Annotated in this window: 22 protein-coding genes; 10 read left to right on the top strand and 12 right to left on the bottom strand. The window is 75.6% G+C overall.

Features of this window, described 5'->3' with window-relative positions; genetic code table 11:
* Positions 1 to 634: anti-sigma factor (locus tag AAHH18_RS14245; RefSeq protein ID WP_343302066.1), on the top strand; the 634-nt coding region annotated here is incomplete at its 5' end.
* Positions 635 to 840: 206 nt separating this feature from the next.
* Here AAHH18_RS14245 and AAHH18_RS14240 read toward each other — a convergent pair.
* The 8 genes from AAHH18_RS14240 to AAHH18_RS14205 all read right to left on the bottom strand — a co-directional run bounded on the left by AAHH18_RS14240 (position 841) and on the right by AAHH18_RS14205 (position 9,376).
* Positions 841 to 1,686, bottom strand: coding sequence for an ABC transporter ATP-binding protein (locus AAHH18_RS14240; RefSeq protein WP_343302065.1), 846 nt, complete (start codon positions 1,684 to 1,686; stop codon positions 841 to 843).
* Positions 1,683 to 2,669 carry a FecCD family ABC transporter permease gene (locus tag AAHH18_RS14235; RefSeq protein WP_343302064.1) on the bottom strand — a complete coding sequence of 329 codons (987 nt, stop codon included), beginning with the start codon at positions 2,667 to 2,669 and terminating at the stop codon, positions 1,683 to 1,685. Before AAHH18_RS14235 ends, AAHH18_RS14240 begins: the two co-directional genes overlap by 4 nt.
* An 89-nt stretch (positions 2,670 to 2,758) precedes the next feature.
* The gene (locus AAHH18_RS14230) at positions 2,759 to 3,808 is read right to left on the bottom strand and encodes a FecCD family ABC transporter permease (protein WP_343302063.1); all 1,050 of its coding nucleotides are present in this window, start codon (positions 3,806 to 3,808) and stop codon (positions 2,759 to 2,761) included.
* A 43-nt stretch (positions 3,809 to 3,851) separates the two neighbouring features.
* A complete protein-coding gene (locus tag AAHH18_RS14225; RefSeq protein WP_283319294.1) occupies positions 3,852 to 4,928 on the bottom strand; it encodes an iron-siderophore ABC transporter substrate-binding protein in 1,077 nt (358 codons plus the stop codon).
* Positions 4,929 to 5,035: 107 nt separating this feature from the next.
* Positions 5,036 to 5,959, bottom strand: a complete 924-nt coding sequence (locus AAHH18_RS14220; RefSeq protein WP_343302062.1) for a phosphoribosylaminoimidazolesuccinocarboxamide synthase — start codon at positions 5,957 to 5,959, stop codon at positions 5,036 to 5,038.
* A gap of 49 nt (positions 5,960 to 6,008) precedes the next feature.
* The gene (purD, locus tag AAHH18_RS14215; protein ID WP_343302061.1) at positions 6,009 to 7,271 is read right to left on the bottom strand and encodes a phosphoribosylamine--glycine ligase; all 1,263 of its coding nucleotides are present in this window, start codon (positions 7,269 to 7,271) and stop codon (positions 6,009 to 6,011) included.
* A gap of 124 nt (positions 7,272 to 7,395) precedes the next feature.
* Entirely contained in the window at positions 7,396 to 8,682 is a 1,287-nt protein-coding gene (locus tag AAHH18_RS14210; RefSeq protein ID WP_283321966.1) for an adenylosuccinate synthase, read from the bottom strand.
* Between the two features lie 271 nt (positions 8,683 to 8,953).
* On the bottom strand, positions 8,954 to 9,376 hold the full coding sequence (locus tag AAHH18_RS14205) for a DUF3151 domain-containing protein (RefSeq protein ID WP_283319291.1): 423 nt from the start codon (positions 9,374 to 9,376) through the stop codon (positions 8,954 to 8,956).
* A gap of 93 nt (positions 9,377 to 9,469) precedes the next feature.
* Between AAHH18_RS14205 and AAHH18_RS14200 the strand changes: the two genes are divergently transcribed.
* Entirely contained in the window at positions 9,470 to 9,832 is a 363-nt protein-coding gene (locus AAHH18_RS14200) for an STAS domain-containing protein (protein ID WP_283319290.1), read from the top strand.
* A gap of 135 nt (positions 9,833 to 9,967) precedes the next feature.
* Here AAHH18_RS14200 and AAHH18_RS14195 read toward each other — a convergent pair whose 3' ends face one another.
* Positions 9,968 to 10,111, bottom strand: coding sequence for a hypothetical protein (locus tag AAHH18_RS14195; protein ID WP_283319289.1), 144 nt, complete (start codon positions 10,109 to 10,111; stop codon positions 9,968 to 9,970).
* Complete coding sequence (locus tag AAHH18_RS14190; protein ID WP_343302060.1) at positions 10,108 to 12,303, bottom strand: SpoIIE family protein phosphatase; 2,196 nt, start codon at positions 12,301 to 12,303, stop codon at positions 10,108 to 10,110. The genes AAHH18_RS14195 and AAHH18_RS14190 overlap by 4 nt, the downstream gene beginning before the upstream one ends.
* Before the next feature lie 107 nt (positions 12,304 to 12,410).
* On the opposite strand from AAHH18_RS14190, the gene AAHH18_RS14185 reads away from it, so the two are divergent.
* Positions 12,411 to 12,830: an STAS domain-containing protein gene (locus AAHH18_RS14185; protein WP_459349142.1), complete on the top strand. Its 420-nt coding sequence runs from the start codon at positions 12,411 to 12,413 to the stop codon at positions 12,828 to 12,830.
* Positions 12,831 to 12,934: 104 nt separating this feature from the next.
* Here the strand turns inward: AAHH18_RS14185 and fbaA are convergent, their stop codons facing one another.
* Positions 12,935 to 13,957, bottom strand: coding sequence for a class II fructose-bisphosphate aldolase (fbaA, locus tag AAHH18_RS14180; RefSeq protein ID WP_283319287.1), 1,023 nt, complete (start codon positions 13,955 to 13,957; stop codon positions 12,935 to 12,937).
* 157 nt (positions 13,958 to 14,114) lie between these two features.
* Positions 14,115 to 14,837: a GntR family transcriptional regulator gene (locus tag AAHH18_RS14175; RefSeq protein WP_283319286.1), complete on the bottom strand. Its 723-nt coding sequence runs from the start codon at positions 14,835 to 14,837 to the stop codon at positions 14,115 to 14,117.
* Positions 14,838 to 15,007: 170 nt separating this feature from the next.
* Between AAHH18_RS14175 and AAHH18_RS14170 the strand changes: the two genes are divergently transcribed.
* From AAHH18_RS14170 to AAHH18_RS14140, 7 genes are all read left to right on the top strand, one after another.
* Positions 15,008 to 16,366, top strand: a complete 1,359-nt coding sequence (locus AAHH18_RS14170) for an ABC transporter substrate-binding protein (RefSeq protein ID WP_343302059.1) — start codon at positions 15,008 to 15,010, stop codon at positions 16,364 to 16,366.
* Positions 16,363 to 17,325, top strand: a complete 963-nt coding sequence (locus tag AAHH18_RS14165; protein ID WP_343302058.1) for a carbohydrate ABC transporter permease — start codon at positions 16,363 to 16,365, stop codon at positions 17,323 to 17,325. Before AAHH18_RS14170 ends, AAHH18_RS14165 begins: the two co-directional genes overlap by 4 nt.
* Positions 17,326 to 17,335: 10 nt before the next feature.
* Entirely contained in the window at positions 17,336 to 18,145 is an 810-nt protein-coding gene (locus tag AAHH18_RS14160) for a carbohydrate ABC transporter permease (protein WP_283319283.1), read from the top strand.
* Positions 18,146 to 18,210: 65 nt separating this feature from the next.
* Positions 18,211 to 19,035, top strand: a complete 825-nt coding sequence (locus tag AAHH18_RS14155; protein ID WP_283319282.1) for a 6-phosphogluconolactonase — start codon at positions 18,211 to 18,213, stop codon at positions 19,033 to 19,035.
* 81 nt (positions 19,036 to 19,116) lie between these two features.
* A complete protein-coding gene (locus tag AAHH18_RS14150; protein WP_343302057.1) occupies positions 19,117 to 20,418 on the top strand; it encodes a family 4 glycosyl hydrolase in 1,302 nt (433 codons plus the stop codon).
* Positions 20,415 to 21,449 (top strand): hypothetical protein, encoded by a 1,035-nt coding sequence (locus AAHH18_RS14145; RefSeq protein WP_343302056.1) that lies wholly within the window; start codon positions 20,415 to 20,417, stop codon positions 21,447 to 21,449. The genes AAHH18_RS14150 and AAHH18_RS14145 overlap by 4 nt, the downstream gene beginning before the upstream one ends.
* A 19-nt stretch (positions 21,450 to 21,468) precedes the next feature.
* On the top strand, positions 21,469 to 21,915 hold a 447-nt coding region (locus AAHH18_RS14140; protein ID WP_343302055.1), incomplete at its 3' end, for a glycoside hydrolase family 3 N-terminal domain-containing protein.

Here is a 21,915-nt window from a genome sequence, read left to right as displayed (position 1 = left end):
GGCGGCCGGGACCGCCGCCGGGGACGCCGACCGCCCGGGGCGCGGGCACCCCGGCTCCGCGCACCGCGTCACCACGTCGGCCGGTCCCGGCCCGCACGCCGCTGCCGCACCGCCCGCCCACCCCGGCGGCTCCACCCGGCCCCCGGCCCGGACCGGACGCCCCGGCTCCCCGGGACGACCCGCCACCCGGCGCCGCTGGCGCACCCTCGTGACGGCGCTCGCCGTCCTGGCGCTCGTGGCCGTCCCGAGCACGATCGCCTGGCGCGAGTCGCAGCGGGCGGCGGAGGCGCAGGCCCGCGCCGACAGGATCGCGGCGGCCCTGGCCGTCCCCGGGGCCCAGGTGGCCGGCGCCGAGCTGACCACGGGCGGCACGGCGGTGGCGGTCCTCACCGCGGACGGCGCGCTGCTCACCGCGACGGGCGTCGACCAGCCGGGCGACGGGCGCGTCTACCAGCTCTGGGTGATGCGCGACGGCGAGCCCCTGCCCGACGCGACGTCCGCCGCGCCCGGCGGCACGTTCCAGGTCAGCACGGACGCGTGGCGACCGGGCGACGCCCTCGCGCTGACGGTCGAGCCGTCCGGCGGTTCGCAGGCCCCGACGTCGGAACCCGTCGTGGTCCTCGCGGCCACCTGACCCGACCAGCCCGCCCGGACCGCTCGCACCTGACCTGCTCACGCCCGCCCGCCCGACCGCGCCCACTCTCGACCCGACCGACCGCGTCGACGTTGCAGTAGGTGCGGGGTTCCCGCCTGCGAACCCCGCACCTACGGCCATGTCGATGAGCAGCGGACGCGGGACGGGCGCGGGCGCGGGTCCTGCAGGGGCGGGTGGGGCGGGCGTCAGGGGCGGTCGGTGCTGTGCCGCACGTGGGCGTCCCGGCGGCGCGGGACGACCATCGGCGTGCCGGTCTCCGGGTCGGGCACCACGCGCGCGGCCAGCCCGAACACGTCCCGCACCAGCCCGGCCGTGATCACCTCGCCGGGAGCGCCCTGCGCCACCACGCGACCGTCCTGCATCGCGATCACGTGCGTGCCGTACCGGGCCGCCTGGTTGAGGTCGTGCAGCACGGCGACGAGCGTGCGCCCCTCCTCGTGCAGCCGGGCGCACAGGTCCATGACCTCGTACTGGTGGGCGATGTCGAGGAACGTCGTCGGCTCGTCGAGCAGCAGCAGGTCCGTCTCCTGCGCGAGGGCCATCGCCAGCCAGGCGCGCTGGCGCTGCCCGCCGGACAGGTCCGCGACGTCGCGGTCCCGCAGCTCCGTGACCTCCGTGGCGGCCATCGCGGCCTCGACCGCGCGGGCGTCGTCGGCGGACCACTGGCGCAGCAGACCCTGGTGCGGGTAGCGGCCGCGGGCGACGAGGTCGCCGACGGTGATGCCCTCGGGCGCGATGGGGCCCTGCGGCAGCAGCGCGAGCCGGCGGGCGATCGCGCGGCTGCGCAGCGAGCCCATCGGCGCGCCGTCCAGCAGCACCCGGCCCGCGCGGGGCCGCAGCGTGCGGGCGAGCGCCCGCAGCAGGGTGGACTTGCCGCAGCCGTTCGGCCCGATGATCACGGTGAACGACCCGGCGGGCACGGCGACGGTGAGGTCGCGCGCGACCACCAGCCGGTCGTAGGCGAGCGTCACGGCGTCCGTCGCGAGCGGCGGCGGCGCCGGCGTCGACGCCGGTGCGGGTGTGCCGGTCATGCGGTTCCCTTCCTCCACTCGCGCACCAGCAGGTACGCCAGGTACGAGCCGCCGAGCAGCGCGGTGAGCACGCCGACCGGGTACTGCACGCCCCACGGCGCGTGCTGCGCGAGCAGGTCGGCGGCGACGAGCAGCGCGGCGCCCGTGCACGCGGCCGCGACCATGCCGGGCCCGGTGGAGCGGGTGAGCCGCCGGGCGATCTGCGGGGCGGTGAGCGCGATGAACGACACGGGTCCGCAGACGCTGACGGCGGCGGCGGTCAGCGCGACGCCCACCGCGATCGCGAGGCCACGGGTCCGGCCGGGGTCGACGCCGAGGGCGGTGGCGGCGTCGTCCCCCATCTCGACGAGCTGCAGCCGGCGGGTCAGCGCGAGCGCGCACGGCAGCAGCACCGCGAGCGCGATCCCGATGGTCGCGACGTGCTCGGCCCGCCGGGACAGCAGGCTGCCGTTCAGCCACGCCGCGACGGTCTGCGCCTCCTCGGCCGTGGCCCGGGCCAGGGCGAGCTGCACGAACGCCAGGCTCATCGCGCCGACGGCGATGCCCACGACGACCATCCGCAGCGGCGCCCGCACCCCGCGCCCGGCACCGAGCAGCACCACCCCGACGGCCAGCCCGGCGCCCAGCAGGGCACCCACCGGGCCCGGCAGCACCCCGGGCCAGACGAGCGTCGCCGCGGCCGCGCCCGCCGCCGCGCCGGAGCCGAGGCCGATCACGTCGGGGCTGCCGAGCGGGTTGCGCGTGACGCTCTGGAACACGGAGCCCGCCACGCCGAACGCGGCCCCGGCGCCCACGGCGACCCCGAGCCGCGGCGCGCGGTTGGACCACAGCGCCCACTCCTGCGCGCGCGACCCCTGACCGGCGAGCACGGCGGGGAGCTCGGCGGGGCTGATCCCGAGCTCGCCCAGCCAGACCGTGACCACCGCGAGCAGGAGGACGGCGAGCAGCGCGACCGCGCACACGAGGACCGCGCGACGGTTCACCCGCACGACCGGTCCGCGCCGGCCCGCGGCCGCCCCGGCGCGGGCCGGATCCGTGGGCGCCGCCGGCGCTCCCGCGGTCCCCGTCCCGGTCACAGCCCGACCCTCCCCCGCCGCACCGCCGCCACGAGGAACGGCGCCCCCAGGAACGCGGTCACCACCCCGACCATCAGCTCCCCCGGCCGCGCCACGACCCGGCCCACGACGTCCGCCCCGAGCAGCAGCACCGGGCCGAGCAGGGCCGCGTACGGCAGCAGCCACCGGTGGTCGGCGCCGGTGAACGTCCGCACCGTCAGCGGCACCGCGAGCCCGACGAACGCCACCGGCCCGACCGCGGCCACCGACGCCGCCGCGAGCACCGTGGCGGCGGCCCCCGCGAGCAGGCGCGTCCGCCCGGCGCTGAGCCCGAGCGCCGTCGCCGTCTCGTCCCCCAGCGCCAGGGCGTTGAGCGGCCGCGCGAGCAGCAGCGCCAGCACCAGCCCGGCGACGACGTACGGCAGCACCAGCCCGACCGTGCCGTCGGGCCGCCCGGCCAGCGAGCCGATGACCCAGAACCGGTAGGTCGTGAACACGTCGGTGTCGGCCAGCGTGATCGCCTGCACCAGCGCGAGCAGCACGGCACCGACGGCCGACCCGGCGAGCACGAGCCGCACCGGCGTCGCCCGGCCGCCCGGCCCTCCGGACCCGATGACGTACACCGCGACCGTGGCCAGCACGGCGCCGGGCAGCGCCGCCCACACCGAGCGCCCGGCGGTCCCGCCGGCGAGCGCCGTCACGACGACCACGGAGGCGGACGCGCCGGCGTTCACGCCGAGCAGGCCCGGGTCGCCGAGCGGGTTGCGGGTCAGTCCCTGGATCACGGCGCCGGACACCGCGAGCGCCGCGCCGGCGAGCAGCCCGAGCGCCGTGCGGGACAGCCGCGACTGCACGACCGCCGAGGTGTACCCGTCGTCCGGGCGGAGCCACGCGGACCACACGTCGCCGAGCGGCACCTGCTTGGACCCGACGGCGACGCTCAGCCCGCACGCGAGCACCAGCAGGCCGGCGGCGACGAGCAGCCCGGCGGCCAGCGCCCACGTACGCGACCGCGAGCCCCGCGCGGTGCTGCGCGGGGCTCGCGGGGCGGTGACGTCGGCGGTCACGCGCGGGCACCGGGGTGCTCGTCCGGGCCGGGTCGGCGGCTGGTCAGCTCCCGGTCACCTTCGCGACGACCTCCTCGATCTGCGGGACGTACGCGTCGAGGGCGTACGGCACGCTCAGCGGGTCGGCGACGGTGACCGCCATGCCGAGCTGCCGGTCGATCATCGGCAGGTACGCACCGGACGCGAACGCCGGCATCTGCTGCCACAGCGGCTGCGCCTCGGTGGCGGCCTGCTCGTCCTCGTCGTTGAACCAGGTGAACAGCACGTCCACGTCGTCGAGCCGGTCCGCGTTCTCCAGGCCGAGCGTCGCGTAGAACGAGCCGGGGTCCGGCTCCAGCGAGGCGGCGGACGGCGCGAGCTGCAGGCCGAGGCTCGACAGCAGCGCGACGCGGGTGTCGCCGGGCATGTACACCCCGAGCGAGCCGGCCTGGTCGCCGCCGTAGACGTACGCGTAGGTGACGTCGGCCCACTCGGGGTGCGCTTGCGCGACCTCGTCGTAGGCGGCCTGGATGCCGTCGACCAGCTCGTCGCCCCGCTCCGGGACGCCCAGCGCCTGCGCCGCGATCGTGATCTGGTCCTCGACGGAGGTCGCCCACGCGTCACCCGGGTAGGCCACCACGGGCGCGAAGTCGGAGAGCTGGTCGAACGTGGCCTGGTCGATGCCGGACTGCGTCGCGAGGATCAGGTCGGGCTCGAGCGCGATGACGGCCTCGACGTCGAGCTCCGGGTACATCGTGATGGTCTCGGGCAGCTCCTCGCCGGCGTCCTCGACCGCCTCGCGGAACCACGGCTGGTACCCGTCCTCGTCGCCGGCCCAGTCGTCGGACTCGATGCCGACGGGGGTGGTGCCGAGCGAGAACGCGATGTCGGCGGCGCCCCAGCCGAGGGCGACGACGCGCTCGGGGCGCTCGGGGATCGTGGCCTCGCCGAGCGACGACTCGATGGTGACCGGGAACGCACCCTCGGCCGCGGCGGTGTCGCCGGGCGTGCCGGAGTCGTCGGCGGACCCGCCGTCGTCGCCGGAGCAGGCGGTCAGGGCGAGCGCGGCGGCACCGAGCACGGCGACGGCGGTCAGGCCGCGGCGGGCGGCCGGGCGCGGGCGGGACGTGCGAGCGTGCACGAGGGGCTCCGATCGGGGAGGGGCGCCCGCGCCGCCGCTGCGGCGTCGTCGGCGCCGCGACGATGAGGCGAGCCTAACCTACCTTCGGGCGCCGTCCGGACCGCGGCTCAGAGCGCGAGGGCCCGACCGGTGAGACGCTCGTACGCCTCCAGGTACCGGTCCCGGGTGCGTGCCACCACGTCCGCCGGCAGCGGGGGCGGCGGGGCGTCCGACGCACGGTCCCACCCCGACCCCGGCGACGTCAGCCAGTCGCGCACGTACTGCTTGTCGAAGCTCGGCTGCGCGCGCCCCGGCTCCCACGCGTCCGCCGGCCAGAACCGCGACGAGTCGGGCGTCAGCACCTCGTCGCCGAGCGTGAGCTCCCCCGTCACGAGGTCCCGGCCGAACTCCAGCTTGGTGTCCGCCAGGATGACGCCGCGCCCGCGCGCGATCCCCTCCGCCCGCGCGTAGACCGCGAGCGTGAGGTCACGCAGCCGCTCGGCGAGCTCCCGCCCGACGGTCGCGGCCACCTGGTCCAGCGTGACGTTCTCGTCATGCTCCCCGAGCTCGGCCTTCGTCGCGGGCGTGAACACCGGCGCCGCGAGGCGCGAGCCGTCCACGAGCCCCGCCGGCAGCGCGATGCCGGTCACGGAGCCGGACTCCCGGTACTCCGCGAGGCCCGAGCCCGTGAGGTAGCCGCGCGCCACGCACTCGACCGGCACCATGTCGAGCCGGCGGCACAGCATCGCCCGCCCGAGCACCGGCTCCGGCACGTCGGGGGCGTCGGCCGTGACCACGTGGTTCGGCACCAGGTCGGCGAGCTGCTCGAACCACCACAGGCTGAGCTGCGTGAGCACGACGCCCTTGCCGGGGATCCCCGGCTCGAGCACCTCGTCGTAGGCGCTCACCCGGTCGCTCGCGACGACCAGCACGACGTCGCCGTGCCGCTCCGCGACGTCCGCCCCCGCCTCCTGGGTGGTGTCGGGGACGTAGAGGTCACGGACCTTGCCGGAGTACGTGTGCGTCCAGCCGGGGAGCGTGGGAGCGGTCATGCGTCCATCCTGCCGCAGCCCGTCGGGGTCGCGCGGCGGGCGTCCGGGCTCAGGCACCGGCGGCCGCCCGCGCGATGTCGGTGCGGTGGTGGGAGCCGTCCAGGCGGATGCGGCCGACGCCCGCGTAGGCCGCGTCCCGGGCCGCCGCGAGGTCCGGCCCCGTGCCGACGACGGAGAGCACCCGGCCCCCGGCGGACAGCACCGCGCCGTCCGCGCCGGCCGCGGTGCCGGCGTGCAGCACGTCCACACCCGGCAGCGCGGCGGCGTCGGCGAGCCCCTCGACGACGTCGCCCGTGCGCGGGGCCTCCGGGTAGCCGGACGAGGCGACGACCACCGTCACCGCGGCGTCGTCGCGCCACTCCAGCGGCGGCAGCTCCGCGAGCCGGCCCGTCGCGGCCGCGAGCAGCACGCCCGCGAGCGGGGTCGCGAGGCGCGCGAGGACGACCTGCGTCTCCGGGTCGCCGAAGCGCGCGTTGAACTCGACCACCCGGGTGCCGCGGCTCGTCAGCGCGAGCCCGCAGTACAGGACCCCCGCGAACGGGGTGCCGCGCCGGGCCATCTCGTCGACGGTCGGCTGCGCGACCTGCGCCACGACCTCCTCGACCAGGCCCTCCGGCGCCCAGGGCAGCGGCGAGTACGCCCCCATGCCGCCGGTGTTCGGGCCGGTGTCCGCGTCGCCGACGCGCTTGAAGTCCTGCGCCGGCACCAGCGGCACCACGTGCGTGCCGTCGGACAGCACGAACAGCGACACCTCGGGGCCGTCCAGGTAGTCCTCGACGACGACGCGCCCGCCGGGCTTCGCGAGGCACGCGAGCGCGTGCGCCAGCGCCGTCGCGCGGTCCTCCGTGACGACGACGCCCTTGCCGGCCGCGAGCCCGTCGTCCTTCACGACGTACGGGGCGCCGAACGTGTCGAGCGCCGCCGCCGCGCGCTCCGGGTCCGTGACGACCACCGGGTCCGCGGTCGGCACGCCGGCGGCGGCCATGACCTCCTTGGCGAAGGCCTTCGACCCCTCCAGGCGCGCCGCCTCGGCGCTCGGGCCGAAGACCGGCACCCCGGCGGCGCGCACGGCGTCGGCCACCCCCGCCACCAGCGGCGCCTCCGGCCCCACGACGACGAGGTCCGCGCCGAGCGACGTCGCGAGCGCCGCCACGGCGTCCCCGTCCAGCGGGTCGACGGCGTGCAGCGCGGCGAGGGCGCCGATGCCCGGGTTGCCCGGGGCGGCGTGCAGCTCGGTGACGGCCGGGTCCTGGGACAGGGCGAGGGCGAGGGCGTGCTCGCGGGCGCCGGTCCCGACGACGAGGATCTTCACGGGCCGACCCTACCGAGCCGCCGCGCGCGGCCGGGTGGACGGACCGCGCCCTGGGACGCGCAGGGTCCGCCGGGCCGCCGTCGCGCGCAGGGTGACCGGGCGGCGGGACGCCCGGGGCAGCAGGTCAGCCCAGCAGGTCGTGGATGCTGACGGTCGCCTCGCGGCCCGGGCCGACGCCCACCGCGGAGATCCGGCAGCCCGAGATCTCCTCGAGGCGCGCCAGGTAGCGCTGCGCGGCCTTCGGCAGGTCGTCGAGCTCGCGGGCGCCCGTGATGTCCTCGGTCCAGCCGTCCAGGTACTCGTAGACCGGCGTCGCGTGGTGGTAGTCGCTCTGGTCGTCCGGCATCTCGTCGAACCGGCGGCCGTCCACGTCGTACGCCACCGCCACCGGGATCGTGTCCCGGCCGGTGAGCACGTCGAGCTTCGTCACCACGAGGTCCGTCAGGCCGTTGATGCGCGAGGAGTACCGCGCGACGACCGCGTCGTACCAGCCGGTGCGGCGCGGGCGGCCCGTCGTGGTGCCGTACTCCCCGCCGGTGCGGCGCAGCCACTCGCCGTCCTCGTCGAACAGCTCCGTGGGGTACGGGCCCTCGCCGACGCGGGTGGTGTACGCCTTCGCGACGCCGACGACCCGGTCGATGCGCGTCGGGCCGATGCCCGAGCCGGTGCACGCGCCGCCGGCCGTCGCGGACGACGACGTGACGAACGGGTACGTGCCGTGGTCGACGTCGAGCATGGTGGCCTGGCCGGCCTCGAACACGAGGGTCTTCCCCGCGTCCAGCGCCTGGTTCAGCACCAGCGGGGTGTCCGCGACGTACGGGTGGAGCCGCTCGGCGAAGCGCAGCAGGTCCTCGACGGTCTCGTCGACCGTGATGGCCCGGCGGTTGTAGACCTTCACGAGCAGGTGGTTCTTCTGGTCGAGCGCGCCCTCGACCTTCTGCCGCAGGATCTTCTCGTCGAACAGGTCCTGGATGCGGATGCCGACGCGGTTGATCTTGTCGGCGTACGCCGGGCCGATGCCGCGGCCGGTGGTGCCGATCTTCCGCTTGCCGAGGAACCGCTCGGTCACCTTGTCGATGGTGCGGTGGTACGGGGCGATGACGTGCGCGGCCGACGACACGAGCAGCCGCTCCGCGGACACGCCCCGGGCCTCGAGCGCGTCGATCTCCGAGAAGAGCACCTCGAGGTCGATGACGACGCCGTTGCCGATGACCGGGACGACGCCGGGCGACAGGATGCCGGACGGCAGCAGGTGCAGGGCGTACTTCTCGCCGCCGACGACGACCGTGTGCCCGGCGTTGTTGCCGCCGTTGAACTTCACGACGTAGTCGATCCGCGAGCCGAGCTGGTCGGTCGCCTTGCCCTTGCCCTCGTCGCCCCACTGGGTCCCGAGCACCACGACGGCCGGCATGTCGATCACACTCCCACCCTGCCCGGCGGCGGCGTCTCCCGGCGGTCTCGACGTCCGGGGCGCTCCAGGCACCGGGCGGCAGGCGACCCAGTACCTCCAAAAGGCTACCGGAGCCGCCCTCCTCCCGCGGGAGCCCACCCCTGGGCCCGTCGGAGCCTCCCACGCGTGATCGTGGTGCTCCGCGGACCACCACGATCCCGCGCGCCCCCCTCCGAGCGCGTTGGGAGCCTCCGAGGGGAGGGAGGTAGAGAGAAGAGGGAGGGGGAGGGGGTCAGCGGAGGGCGCTGATCTCCTCCGGGGAGGTGCCGGAGTCGACGAGGAACTGGGCGCAGCGGTCGGCCTCGTCCTCCTCGTCGATGGCGTCGGCGGCCTCCGCGAGCGCGAGGAGCGCCCGCAGGAACCCCTGGTTCGGCTCGTGGTCGGCGGGGACGGGCCCGCGCCCGCGCCAGCCGGCCCGGCGCAGGGCGTCGAGCCCGCGGTGGTAGCCGGTGCGCGCGTAGGCGTACGCCGCGACCGGGTCGCCCTCGTCGGCGAGCGCGCGCTCGGCGAGCAGCGCCCAGGCGAGCGACGACGTCGGCACCTCGCGGGCGGCGTCGCGGGGGTCGCCGCCCCGGTCGAGCACCGCGCGCGCGTCGGCGTCGGCGCCCTCGGGCAGGCGGGTGGGCTCGGGCTCGAGGAGGTTCGGACCGGTCATGGGCCCAGTGTCGCAGCCACCCGCTCCGCATGCGGTGCCGCGGCGCGGGTGGTTACAGTCGTCCCGCCCCTGCAGGCCCCACGGAGGTCCCCCATGATCGAGATCGCCACCTCGGCGGCGACGACCACGCTCGTCATCGCCGGCGACCTCGACCTCGCCGAGCGCGACCAGTTCCCGGAGATCGCGGCCCGCGTGGTGGGGCTGCGGCGCCAGCTGCTGGTCATCGACATGTGCGGCGTGACGTTCATGGACTCGACGGGCGCGGCGTTCCTCATCTCGCTGGCCGACGCCAGCCGCAAGCGGGGCGGGGCCACGGTGCTGCGCGGCGCGGACCCGCGGGACCTGTTCGTGCTGGAGATCTGCGGGGCGCTCGAGCTGTTCCGCATCGATGCGGACCACCGCTGCGCGGGCGACGAGACGTCCCCCGCGACCGAGGACGCCTCCTCGCCCGCCTGACCGCGCCTCAGGCCGCCGGCACGGTCCGGACACCCGGGCGGTCGACTCCGTCCGCCTGCACGACGACGGCAGGGCTCCGCGTCCCGGGCGCGCCGCCCCGCAGCTCGCCGACCCAGCAGACGTCGCCGCGCTCGATCACCAGTCCGCCTCGGTGACGACGTCGGCAGCCGCCCGACGGAAGTCCTCCGTGCCGGCTCCGGGCTGTCCCGCGTCCGCGATCGCGTCGTCGATGCGTGCCGTCAGGTCGCCGTCGTCAGCCGGGAGCACGACCGCGGTCATGTCGCCGGTCCCGCGGGGCCGTCGGCGCCGGCGGGCCCGGACGGGCGGACCCGCGCCCACACGACCTTCCCGCTGCCCGACGGGCGCCACCCCCAGTCGGCCAGCCGCTCGACGATCCGCATGCCGAACCCGCCGATCCGCCCCGGGTGGCCCTCGGTGGCGACCGGCGGCGTGGGGTTGGAGTCCTCGACCTCGATGCGCAGACCCTCGCCGGTGTCGTGCAGCCGGAGCGTGACGCGACCCCACCCGTGCAGCACGGCGTTGGCGACCAGCTCCGACACCACGAGCTCGGCGTTCGCCGCGTCGCCGAGCTCCCACGCGTGGCTGGTGCGCAGCACGGCGTGACGTGCCCGGGCGATCGACGCGGGCTCGCTGGGGAGCTGCCAGCGCCGGCTGCGGACGTTGCCGCCGTGACCGGACGTGTCGGTGAGGTCGGGGATCCGCACGACGACGACCGCGACGTCGTCCTCGGGGCTGTCCGCGAGCCGCGCGAGCAGCTCCTCGCCGATGCCGGCCGCGTCGACCGCGGTGGCGCCCGCGGCGACCGCGCGCAGCGCCGCGAGACCGTCGAGCAGGGCGCGGTCCCGGCGCTCGATGAGGCCGTCGGTGTAGAAGACCAGGACGTCGCCGGGCAGCAGGTCGGCCCGCGCGGTGCTGCGCGGGCCATGGCCGAACCCGATCAGCGGGCCGCCCGCGCCGTCGAGCAGGACCACCTCGCGGTCCCGCACCAGCAGCGCCGGCAGGTGCCCGGCGCGCGAGTACGCCAGGGACCACGTGGGGCAGCCGCCGTCCGCTCCGCCGCTGCGCGTCAGCGTGGTGAGCACCAGGCCGGCCGACCGCGGGATCCGCATGCCGCCGACCAGGGTGTCGACGCGCTCCAGCACGGGGCCCGGCTCCGTCACCTCGAACGCGTACGCGCGGACCACGGAGCGGAGCTGGCCCATCGCGGCGGCCGCCTCGACGTCGTGGCCCACGACGTCCCCGATGACGACGCCCACCACGTCCGGGGCGATCTGCACGACGTCGTACCAGTCTCCGCCGACCTGCGCGTAGACGACGTTCGGCGCGTAGTACGACCACACGTCGAGCCCGTCGACCTCCGCCTGCTCGGGGAGCATCGCGCGCTGGAGGGTCTCGGCGACCCGGTGCTCGCGCGCGTAGAGCCGGACGTTCTCCATCGCGAGGCCGACCCGCCGGCCGGTCAGCGACAGGATGGTGCGCGTCCGCTCGTCCAGGGCGGACCCGGGCACGCGGTCCTGGCCCGGCGCCGCCTCGCGCGGGACGGCCACCAGCAGGCCGAGCACCCGGTTGCGGCCCGGCAGCGCCAGCACCGCGACGTGCGCGAGCTCCGCGCCGCCGGGGACGCGCGCCCGCAGGTCGGCCGCGAGCCACGCCGACGCCGTGCGCGGGGGGTGGTCGGCCGCGACGTCGAAGTCGATCGCGACGGCGCCCTCGCCCTCGCCGTCCAGCAGCCGCTGCACCGCGTCCGGCACGTCCGACCGGTCCCCGCGGCGCGGCACGAACGGTCCGGGCGCACCGGCGGGCTGGCGGCGCTGCCCCCACGGGACCCGCGTCGTGTCGACGCCGTCCGCCGCGTGCAGGCCGTCGTCGTCCACGTAGAAGCCCGCCCACGCGACCACCCGGGAGGACAGCAGCTCGGCGATGGCCCGCAGGCCGTACGGGTCGTCGAGGTCCATGACCAGGTCCGACACCGTGCCGATGAGCGCGAGGTCCTCGCTCTCCTGCCGGACCACCTCGACCTGGGCGGCGACGGCGGCGTCCCGGTCGACCTCGGCGGTGACGTCGACGAACGCGGCCACCCAGTGCGTCGGCTCCCCGTCGGCGCCGAGCACCGGGGTGACGACGGTCCGCGCCCAGAACCAGTCGCCGCCGGCGCGCCGGAGCCGCAGCAGGGCGGACGTCGACCGCGAGGCCTGCACCGCCTCCCGGAGCCGGCGCAGGCCGGCGGCGTCCTCGGCCGCGAGCGACACGAGCTGCGCCGCGGGGCCGGCGACGTCAGCCGCCGTCAGGCCGGTCAGCTCCGTGAACGCCGGGTTCACCCACACGACGGGCCAGAGCGGCGGCTCCGCGGCCGCGACCAGGACGGGCATCCCCACGGCCTGGCCGATGGCCCTGCCGAGCGCCTCCTGGGTCTCCTCGGCGCGGTCCCCGGGCGCGGAGTTGACCACCACCGCCTCCGATCGTCTAGCGTTCCGGACAGGTTCCGGCGAAGCCACCCACCGGGACGAGCCGACACCGGCACGGTCCGACGACCGCCATCCGGAAGGAAGGGAGCATCGTGCGCGACGGTAACAGCACACCGCCGGGCGGGCTCGCCGGGGACGGGACCTCGCAGGACGCCGCGGCACCGACGGTACCCGCCGCCCGGGACGCCGCCGGGGAGCCGGGGTCCGTGCACGTCATCCTGTCGCCCGACAGGACCACGATCGTGCTGTCCGGCGAGGTCGACGCCGACCTCGGGGCCGACCTGGCGCAGGCCGGCACGGACGCGGAGCAGGCCGGCCTGCCGATCGAGGTCGACGCGCACCACGTGACGTTCATGGACTCCTCGGGCGTCGCGTTCCTGGCGCGGCTCGCGATGCGCACGCCGCACCGCGTCCGGCTGCTGCACGTGCCGCCGACGGTGGAGTTCCTGCTCGAGGTGACGCGCATCGGCGAGCTGCTGGACGTCGTCGACGACGCTCCCCCGGCGGGCTGACCGCCGCGGCTCCCGCACGGCGCGCCCCACGACGCACGAGGGCCCGGTCACCGTCACGGTGACCGGGCCCTCGTCGTCGCGCCGGGGCGCGGGAGGCGTCGGCCTCAGCGCATGCGCTGGCCCGCCGAGCGCAGCTGCTGCGCGGCCTCGACGATGCGGGCGGCCATGCCGGCCTCGGCCAGCTTGCCCCAGGCGCGCGGGTCGTAGGCCTTCTTGTTGCCCACCTCGCCGTCGACCTTGAGGACGCCGTCGTAGTTGGTGAACATGTGGCCGACCACGGGGCGCGTGAACGCGTACTGGGTGTCGGTGTCGATGTTCATCTTGATGACGCCGTTGTCGACCGCCTCGGCGATCTCCGCGGCCGTGGAGCCCGAGCCGCCGTGGAACACGAGGTCGAACGGGTTCTCCTTGCCGATCTCCGCGCCGACGGCCTTCTGGATGTCCGCGAGGATCGACGGGCGCAGCTTGACGGCACCCGGCTTGTACACGCCGTGCACGTTGCCGAAGGTCAGCGCCGTCAGGTAGCGGCCCTTCTCGCCGGCGCCGAGCGCGCGGACCGTCGCCAGGCCGTCCTCGGCCGTGGTGTAGAGCTTCTCGTTGATCTCGGCCTCGTGGCCGTCCTCCTCGCCGCCCACGACGCCGACCTCGATCTCGAGGATGGTGCGCGCGGCCTGCGACAGCTCGAGCAGCTCGGCCGCGATGACGAGGTTCTCGTCCAGCGGGATGTCGGAGCCGTCGAACATGTGCGACTGGAAGGTCGGGTTCTTGCCGGCCTTGACCTCCTCGGCCTCGAGGGCCAGGAGCGGGCGGACCCAGGAGTCCAGGTTCTTCTTGACGCAGTGGTCGGTGTGCAGGGCGACCGTGATGCCGTAGCCCTTGGCGACCTCGGTGGCGTACGCGGCGAGCGCGCGGGTGCCGGAGACGCGGTCCTTCACCGTGGAGCCCGACGCGTACTCGGCGCCGCCGACCGACACCTGGAGGATGCCGTCCGACTCCGCCTCGGCGAAGCCCTGCAGCGCGGCGGTGACGGTCTGGGAGGAGGTGACGTTGACGGCCGGGTAGGCGAACTTGCCCGCCTTCGCCCGGTCGATCATCTCGGCGTACACCTCGGGGGTGGCGATGGCCATCGCAGCAGCTCCAAAGAAAGTGGGGTTCGCTATCGCACCAAGTCTGGCACGTCCCCGGACCGACCCGTCCGGGACGTCCTGCCCACGGGACGCCCGCCCCGCCCCCGGCCGGGTCGGGGCGGGCGCGTCAGGGGCGGGTGCCTCAGGGGCGGGCGCGTCAGGGGCCGGGGCGGTAGAGGTCGGCCTCGAACCGGTAGGCGTCCCCGCGGTAGTGGTTGACGCCGACGAGCACGGGGGCGCCGTCGGCGGTGTACGCGACCTCGCGCCCGACGAGCACGGGTGCCCCGACGGTCGTGCCGAGGAGCGCGGCGAGGCGGTCGTCGGCGGCGTCCGCCTGCACGGAGTACGCGGACCGGTGGATGGCGATCCCGCACCGGGTGCGCAGCTCCTCGTAGAGCGAGCGGTCGGTCAGGTCGGCGTCGACCAGGGCGGCCGCGCGGTCGCGCGGGACGACGACGACGTCGTAGCAGACGGGGACGCCGTCCATGCCGCGCAGCCGGTCGAGCTGCAGCACCGGGGAGGCGGGCGCGACGGCGAGCCGGTCGGCCTCCTCGAACGTGGCGGGGCGCACCTCCTGGCGCAGCACGCGCGAGCTCGGCCGCAGCCCGCGGGAGCGCGCCATCTCGGTGAACGACTGCAGGGTGCTGGGCGGCTCCCCGATGACCTGGCGCGGCACGAACCAGCCGCGCTGCGCGGACCGCTCGACGGCGCCGTCCTCCTCGAGCGCCGCGAGCGCCTGGCGCAGCGTGGTCCGGCTGACGCCGAGCCGGGTGGACAGCTCGCGCTCGCCGGGGAGCCGCGAGCCCGGGGCGTAGCGCCCCAGGCGCAGGTCCTCCGTGAGCCGCTCGTGCACCGCCTGGACGGCCCCCTGGGTGATCATGCGGGCACGCTACCAGTCGCACCGACTTTCATACCAGTACCGAGTTTTGGTCTATTGCTGGACCAACTGGTCCTCCCGCTGCTAGCGTCGTCGGCACGGGCCTCCGGCGACGACGCCACCCGGGAACCCACCCCGGTCCACGGCCCCCGCAGCGCACATCGGAGTGACACATGAAGGAGCACCGTGCCCGGTTGGTCCTCGGCACGACCGCTGTCCTGAGCCTGCTCGCCGTCGCGGGCTGCACCCCCGGCGGCAGCAGCACGACCGACGACTCCTCCACCGCCGCCGTCTCGGACGACGTCGCCGCCGCCGGCGACGTGACCCTGCGGCTCAGCGACTTCTGGGGCTCGGCCGAGGGCGAGTGGATCGACGCGATGATCGAGCAGTTCGAGGCCGAGTACCCGAACGTGACGATCGACCGCACCACCGAGGACTGGGGCCAGCTGACCTCGACCCTGAACCTGCAGCTCCAGGACCCGGACGGGCCCGACATCGCGTCGGCGAACAACGGCTGGCAGTCCCTCGGGACGCTGGCGCGCGGCAACCTCGTGCGCAACCTCGACGACTACGCCGAGCTGTACGGCTGGGACGACGAGGTGCCGACGACCATCGCCCGGCAGAACCAGTTCACGACCGACTTCACGACCATCGGCAGCGGGTCCTGGTTCGCCACGCCGCTGGCCCGCGGGTCGCTCATCGGCCTGTACTACAACGTCGAGAAGCTCGACGCGCTCGGCCTCGAGCCGCCGCAGACGCTCGACGACCTGGAGGCGGCCGCCGCTGCCGCCGCGGACGCCGGCGAGATCCCGTTCGCCTACGGCAGCGTGGACGGCGGCACCGCGGTGCTGCTCGGCGTGCAGGCGATGCTGGCCGACAAGGACGCCCTGAACGACTTCATCTACGACGACCCCGACGTCACCGCCGCGGACACCTCGCTGACCGAGGCGGCGACCACCATCAAGGCCTGGGCGGACTCCGGCTGGTTCACGCCGTCGTACGAGGGCATCGACTACCAGACGGCCGTCGCGAACTTCCTCGACGGGCAGGGCGTCTTCCGGTTCGAGTACACCGGCTCGCTCGGGCTGTCCGGAGACCAGCTGAACCAGTTCGGGTACGTCCAGCTCGCGCAGGACTCCGGGGAGACGGTCGGCGTCGGCGCCGCTCCCGGCGCGATGGTGATCTCCAGCTCGTGCGAGCACCCGGACGTCGCCGCGGCGTTCCTCGACCACCTGATGTCCGCCGAGGGCAGCCAGACGGCCGTCGACATGGGCCTGGTGCCGATGCTCAACACCGACGTGACGCTGCCCGACGACGCGCTGAGCCTGCAGGGCGAGGCCACGGCCACCCAGACGCTCGACGCCGACGACGGCTACGTGCCCTACATCGACTGGGCCAGCCCGACGCTGCTCGACACCATCACGCAGAACATGCAGCTGCTCTACGCGGGCAAGGTGACGCCTCAGCAGCTCACCGACGCGGTCGAGGCGGACCGGACGGCCTTCCTCGAGGAGCTCGGGCAGGACTCGTGACCGCCACCGGGACGCGCCCGCCCGCGGGCCTGCCCGGCACCCCGTCCCGGCCGGCACGCGCCGGCCGGGCGGGGGCCCCGCGCCGGCCGTCCGCGAGGCGCCGGCGGAGCCGCTGGATCGGGCTCGGGTTCGCCGCACCCGGGCTGCTGCTCTACGGGTACGTGGTGCTGGTGCCGCTGCTGCAGTCCGTCCAGTACTCGTTCTTCCGCTGGGACGGCGTGACGCAGGCGGTCTGGGTCGGGTTCGACAACTACACCCGGTTCCTCACCGACCCGGAGCTGCGCTCGACGTTCGGGCACGTGCTCGTGCTCGTCGCGTTCTTCTCGGTGCTGCCCATCGCGCTCGGGCTGCTGTCCGCCGCGCTGCTCACGCGGACCCGGCTGCCCGGCATGGCGGCGTTCCGGTGGATCTACTTCCTGCCGCAGGTGATGACCAGCATCGTCATCGCCCTGGTGTTCAAGCGGATCTACGCCCCCGAGGGGCCGCTGAACGAGGCGCTGCGGGCGGTCGGGCTCGGGTCGCTGGCCCGCAGCTGGCTCGGGGACTTCACGTGGGCGCTGCCCGCGCTCGGCCTCATCGGCACCTGGGCCGGCTTCGGGTTCTGCATGGTGCTGTTCATCTCCGGCGCGTCCTCCATCCCGCCCGAGCTGTACGAGGCCGCCCGCATGGACGGCGCCGGGCCGGTCCGGGAGTTCTTCGCCGTCACGCTGCCCGGGCTGCGCGGCCAGCTCGCGGTCGCGCTGACGCTCACCATCACCGGCGCCCTGCGCACGTTCGACCTGGTCTGGATCACCACCCGCGGCGGTCCCGGGACGTCGACGCTGACGCCCGCGGTCGCGCTCTACCGGGCCGCGTTCCAGAACCCCCAGGTCGGGCAGGCCGCCGCGATCGGCGTCGTCATGGCGCTGCTGTGCCTGCTCATCGCGCTGACCATCACCCGGCTGTCGGAGAAGGAGTGAGGTGCCCGCCGTGATCTCCCGCACCGAACGCGTGGTCAACTACACCGTCCTGGTCGCGCTCGCCGCGGCCGTGCTGGTGCCCGTCGGCTACTTCGTCCTCGCGGCCGTCAGCCCCGACCGGGCCGGCCGCCCCGCCCTCGGCGACCTGCGCTGGGAGAACTTCGCGACCGCCTGGCGCAGCGCGGACTTCTCGCGCTCCATGACCGTGTCGCTGACCATCACCGTGGTCGTCGTCGTGGTCGGCGTGCTGCTCGCGCTGCTCGGCGGCTACGGGTTCGGGGTGCTCGGCGTCGTCGGCGAGAAGGCCCTGTTCCCCGTCGTGCTGCTCGGCATGATGATCTCGCTCGAGGCGATCATCGTGCCGCTGTACTACCAGTTCCGGCCCCTCGGCCTGACGAACTCGGTCCCCGGCATCATCCTCATCCACCTGGGCACCGGCGTGCCCTTCGGCGTGTTCTGGATGCGCGCCGCGTTCCGGGCGCTGCCGCGGTCGCTGTTCGAGTCGGCCGAGCTCGACGGCGCCGGCCCGCTGCGGATGCTGTCGCGCGTGGCCCTGCCGCTCATCCGGCCGGCCGTCTACACGCTGGTGCTGCTGAGCTTCATGTGGACGTGGAACGACTACTTCCTGTCGCTGGTGTTCCTGCACGGCGACAACCAGACCGCGACGGTCGCGCTCGGCGTGTTCCAGGGCAAGCACGTCACCGAGATCAACCTCATGGCTGCCGGCGGCCTGCTGGTCGCCGCCCCGGTGCTCGTGCTCTACGTCTTCTTCCAGCGCAAGTTCATCGCCGGGATGCTCGCCGGCGCGCTCAAGGAGTGAGCGCGCCGCCCGGGTCCGCCCGCCACCCAGCCGCACCCCCATCCGCACGACCCCACGGAGCCGAAGTGTCGACCACCCCCCTCGTCCTGCCGGACGCCGCCGCCGTCGGGCGGCACGTCGCCGAGCTCGTCCTGGACCGCCTCGCCGCGGCGCCCGACGACGACCGCCCGTTCCTGCTGGGCTGCCCGAGCGGGCGCTCCGCGGAGCCGGCCTACCGCACCCTGCCCGAGCTCGTCCGCGAGCGCGGCGACGTCGACCTGTCGCGGCTGGTCGTCGTCATGATGGACGACTACGTGGTCGAGACGGCCGACGGCCGCCTGGAGCGCGTCGACCCCGCGCTGTCCTACAGCTGCCTCGGGTACGCGCGCCGGGAGATCCACGAGCCGCTCGTCGCGGCGGCCCGCGCCGCCGGCACGCCCGGGCCGCGCGAGCTGTGGATCCCCGACCCGGCGGACCCCGACGCCTACGACACGCGCATCGCGGAGGCCGGCGGGATCGACCTGTTCCTGCTGGCGTCCGGGGCGAGCGACGGCCACATCGCGCTGAACCAGCCCGGGACCCCCCGCCACGCCCGCACGCACGTCGCGCGGCTCGGCGAGGCGACCCGGCAGGACAACATGGGGACGTTCCCCGAGCTCGTGTCCCTCGACCTGGTCCCCCGCCTCGGCATCACCGTGGGCGTCGGGACCATCGCCGACCTGTCCCGCGAGGTGGTGATGATCGTGACGGGCGAGCACAAGCAGGACACGTTCCGCCGCCTGGTCGCCGCCGACGCCTACGACCCGCAGTGGCCCGCGACCGTGCTGACCGAGTGCCCGCGGGCGTCGATGGTCGCGGACGCCGCGGCCGCCTCCCTCCCCGCGGAGGCCGCGCTGCCCGGCGCGGTCTGACGCCGCGCGACCGCGGACCCCCACCCCCTCCCGACCCCCGTCCGGCCGCCCGGCCGGGCACCCCTCCCGACAAGGACGGACATGGCTGCGATCAAGCTCGTGTACATCGGCGGAGGGTCCTCGCGCGCCGCGGGGACCATGGCCTCGTTCCTCTGGCACGGCAAGGAGTTCGCCGGCTCCCACGTGGTGCTGCAGGACCTCGACGCGGACCGGCTGGCCGTCGTCGAGCGCATCGCCCGCCGCATCGCCGAGGCGCAGGGCCTGGACATCACGATCTCCTCCACCACGGACCGCCGCGCCGCGCTCACCGACGCCGACGCCGTGCTGTCGAGCTTCCGCCCCGGCGACTTCGCCGCGCGGGCGCTCGACGAGCGGATCCCCCTCAAGCACGGCGTGATCGGCCAGGAGACGCAGGGGCCGGGCGGGTTCTTCATGGCGCTGCGCTCGATCACCGAGTTCCAGGGGATCGTCGAGGACATCCGCGCGGTCGCGCCCCGGGCGGTGCTGTTCAACTACACCAACCCGGTCAACATCGTGTCGCAGGCCGTGTCGCGGTTCACCGACGTGCCGATCTGGTCCATGTGCGAGGGTCCGATCACGTTCCCCGGCACCGTGCTGCGGGCCGCGGGCCTCGACCCCGCCCGCGCCGAGGTCACGATGGCCGGCGTGAACCACAACTGCTGGTCGACCGAGCACCTGTACGACGGCCAGGACGTGATGCCCCTGCTCGACGCCGCGTGGGCCGAGCGCCGGGACGACCCGGCGCTCGGGACGTTCGAGAAGCGGATGCTGCGCCTGGCGGTCGCGATGCGGTCCCTGCCGGCCGACTACTTCCAGTACTACTACTACAAGGAGGAGGTGCTGCGGGAGCTGCAGGGCGCCCGCACCACCCGCGCCGAGGACCTGCTCGCGGCGCTGCCCGGGTACTGGGAGCACTACGCCGAGCAGGCGCAGGCCGAGGTGCCGGACCTCGACCCGTCGCGCTCGCGCGGCGGCATCCACGAGCTGGAGCTGGCCATCGACGTCATGAGCGCCTTCTACAACGACACGGGCGCGCGGCTGCCGGTGAACCTGCCGAACACCGGCGGGGCGCTGCCGGGCTTCGACGACGACGTGGTGGTCGAGATGTGGTGCACGGTCGACGCGGCGGGGGTCCACCCCGAGAAGCAGCGCCCGCTCCCCCACGCCGTGCGCGGCCTGGTGCAGCAGCTCGCGGAGTACCAGTACCTGGCGGCGGAGGCCGCGTGGCACGGCACCCGCGCCGACGGCGTGCGGGCGCTGACGGCCAACCCGCTGGTGCCGACGCTCGCGGTCGCGGAGGAGCTGTACGACGAGATGGCGTGGGCGCACCGGGCGTACCTGCCGGAGCGGCTGCTGCGGTGACCGGCGCCGTCCCCGCCGGTGCCGCCACGGGGCCCGCGGGGCCCGCGTTCCTCGCGGTGGACGGCGGCAACTCCAAGACGCTGGCCGTGGTCGTGGACGCCGGCGGGCGCGTCCTCGGCCGCGGCCGGGGCGGGCGCGGCGACATCTACGGGGCGCCGACGGTGCCGGAGGCGGTCGACGCCGTGCTCGGCGCCGTGCGGGCCGCGCTCGCGGAGGCGGGCGTCGCACCGGCGGACCTGCGCGCCTCGGCGTTCCGGCTCGCCGGCGTGGACTGGCCGGAGGACGCGGCGCTGTGGGACGAGCGGCTCACCGCCGGGCTGCCGGGCCTCGGCGCGCGGTCGATCAAGAACGACGGGTTCGCCTCGCTCCGGCTGGTCGACGGCACCGGCGTCGGGCTCAGCATCACCGTGGGGACCGGCCCGGCCCTCGCCGCCCGCGCGCCCGACGGCACCGAGGAGTGCTCGGGCATGTTCGTGTTCCACGACCTCGGCGGCGCCGGGCTGGGCAACAGCGGGCTGACGGCCGTCCACCTCGCGTGGATGGGGCTCGGACCGCGGACGGCCCTCACCCCGGCGCTGCTCGAGCTGTACGGGGCGGCGGACGGGCACGACCTGCGGCACCGCTTCACCCGGCGGTTCGGCGCGCTGCCCGAGACCGAGCGGTGGCGGGCGGCGCGCGTCGTGCTCGCAGCCGCGTCCGACGGCGACCCGGTGGCCGCGGGCATCGTCGAGCAGCAGGCGCGGGCGTTCGTCGGCTACGCGCAGTGGACCGCGCGGCGCGTCGGGGTGGACCTCGCCTCCGGGGAGCTGCCGGTGCTGCTCAACGGGTCCGTCGTCACCTCCGAGCACCCCGCGATGCGGGACGCGCTGCTCGCCGGGCTCGCCGAGGCGGCACCGGCGGCGACGGTGGCCGTCGCCACCGCTCCCCCGCTCACGGGCGTGGTGCTCGACGCGCTGGCGGAGGGCGGCGTCGCCGCGGGCCCCGCGCTGCTCGGCCGGGTCGCGCACCCGCCCGAGTTCCTGCACACCTGACCCTCCGGGAGGAGACCGCATGACCACCGACGCCACGGGGACGCCCGACGGGTCCGCCCCGCCGACCCCCGCGCAGCGCGCCGGGCTGCTCGTCGGCGACGGGGACTTCTGGACCCGCGCCGTGCCGGAGGCCGGCGTGCCGTCGGTCGAGCTCGGCGACGGCCCGCACGGGCTGCGGCGCGAGACCGGCCGCCCCATGGTGTGGGAGCCCGCCACCTGCTTCCCCACCGGCTCGGCCCTGGCCGCCACCTGGGACACCGACCTGGTGCAGCGGGTCGGGGCGGCGCTCGGGCGCGAGGCCGCGGCGCTCGGCGTCGGCGTGCTGCTCGGCCCGGGCGTGAACATCAAGCGCACCCCGCTGTGCGGGCGGAACTTCGAGTACTTCTCGGAGGACCCGCGGCTGGCCGGCGAGCTCGGCGTCGCGTACGTGCGCGGGGTGCAGTCCGAGGGCGTCGGCGCGTGCGTG

Origin of the sequence: Cellulomonas olei, from assembly GCF_039548315.1 — a bacterium.
Lineage (GTDB): Bacteria > Actinomycetota > Actinomycetes > Actinomycetales > Cellulomonadaceae > Cellulomonas.
This window is presented reverse-complemented; position numbering and strand designations above follow the sequence as displayed.

Coding starts and splice junctions, on each gene's coding strand:
- AAHH18_RS14240 (WP_343302065.1), bottom strand. CDS start 1,686: ATGACCGGCACACCCGCACCGGCGTCGACGCCGGCGCCGCCGCCGCTC.
- AAHH18_RS14220 (WP_343302062.1), bottom strand. CDS start 5,959: ATGACCGCTCCCACGCTCCCCGGCTGGACGCACACGTACTCCGGCAAG.
- AAHH18_RS14210 (WP_283321966.1), bottom strand. CDS start 8,682: ATGCCGGCCGTCGTGGTGCTCGGGACCCAGTGGGGCGACGAGGGCAAG.
- AAHH18_RS14205 (WP_283319291.1), bottom strand. CDS start 9,376: ATGACCGGTCCGAACCTCCTCGAGCCCGAGCCCACCCGCCTGCCCGAG.
- AAHH18_RS14200 (WP_283319290.1), top strand. CDS start 9,470: ATGATCGAGATCGCCACCTCGGCGGCGACGACCACGCTCGTCATCGCC.
- AAHH18_RS14195 (WP_283319289.1), bottom strand. CDS start 10,111: ATGACCGCGGTCGTGCTCCCGGCTGACGACGGCGACCTGACGGCACGC.
- fbaA (WP_283319287.1), bottom strand. CDS start 13,957: ATGGCCATCGCCACCCCCGAGGTGTACGCCGAGATGATCGACCGGGCG.
- AAHH18_RS14175 (WP_283319286.1), bottom strand. CDS start 14,837: ATGATCACCCAGGGGGCCGTCCAGGCGGTGCACGAGCGGCTCACGGAG.
- AAHH18_RS14170 (WP_343302059.1), top strand. CDS start 15,008: ATGAAGGAGCACCGTGCCCGGTTGGTCCTCGGCACGACCGCTGTCCTG.
- AAHH18_RS14150 (WP_343302057.1), top strand. CDS start 19,117: ATGGCTGCGATCAAGCTCGTGTACATCGGCGGAGGGTCCTCGCGCGCC.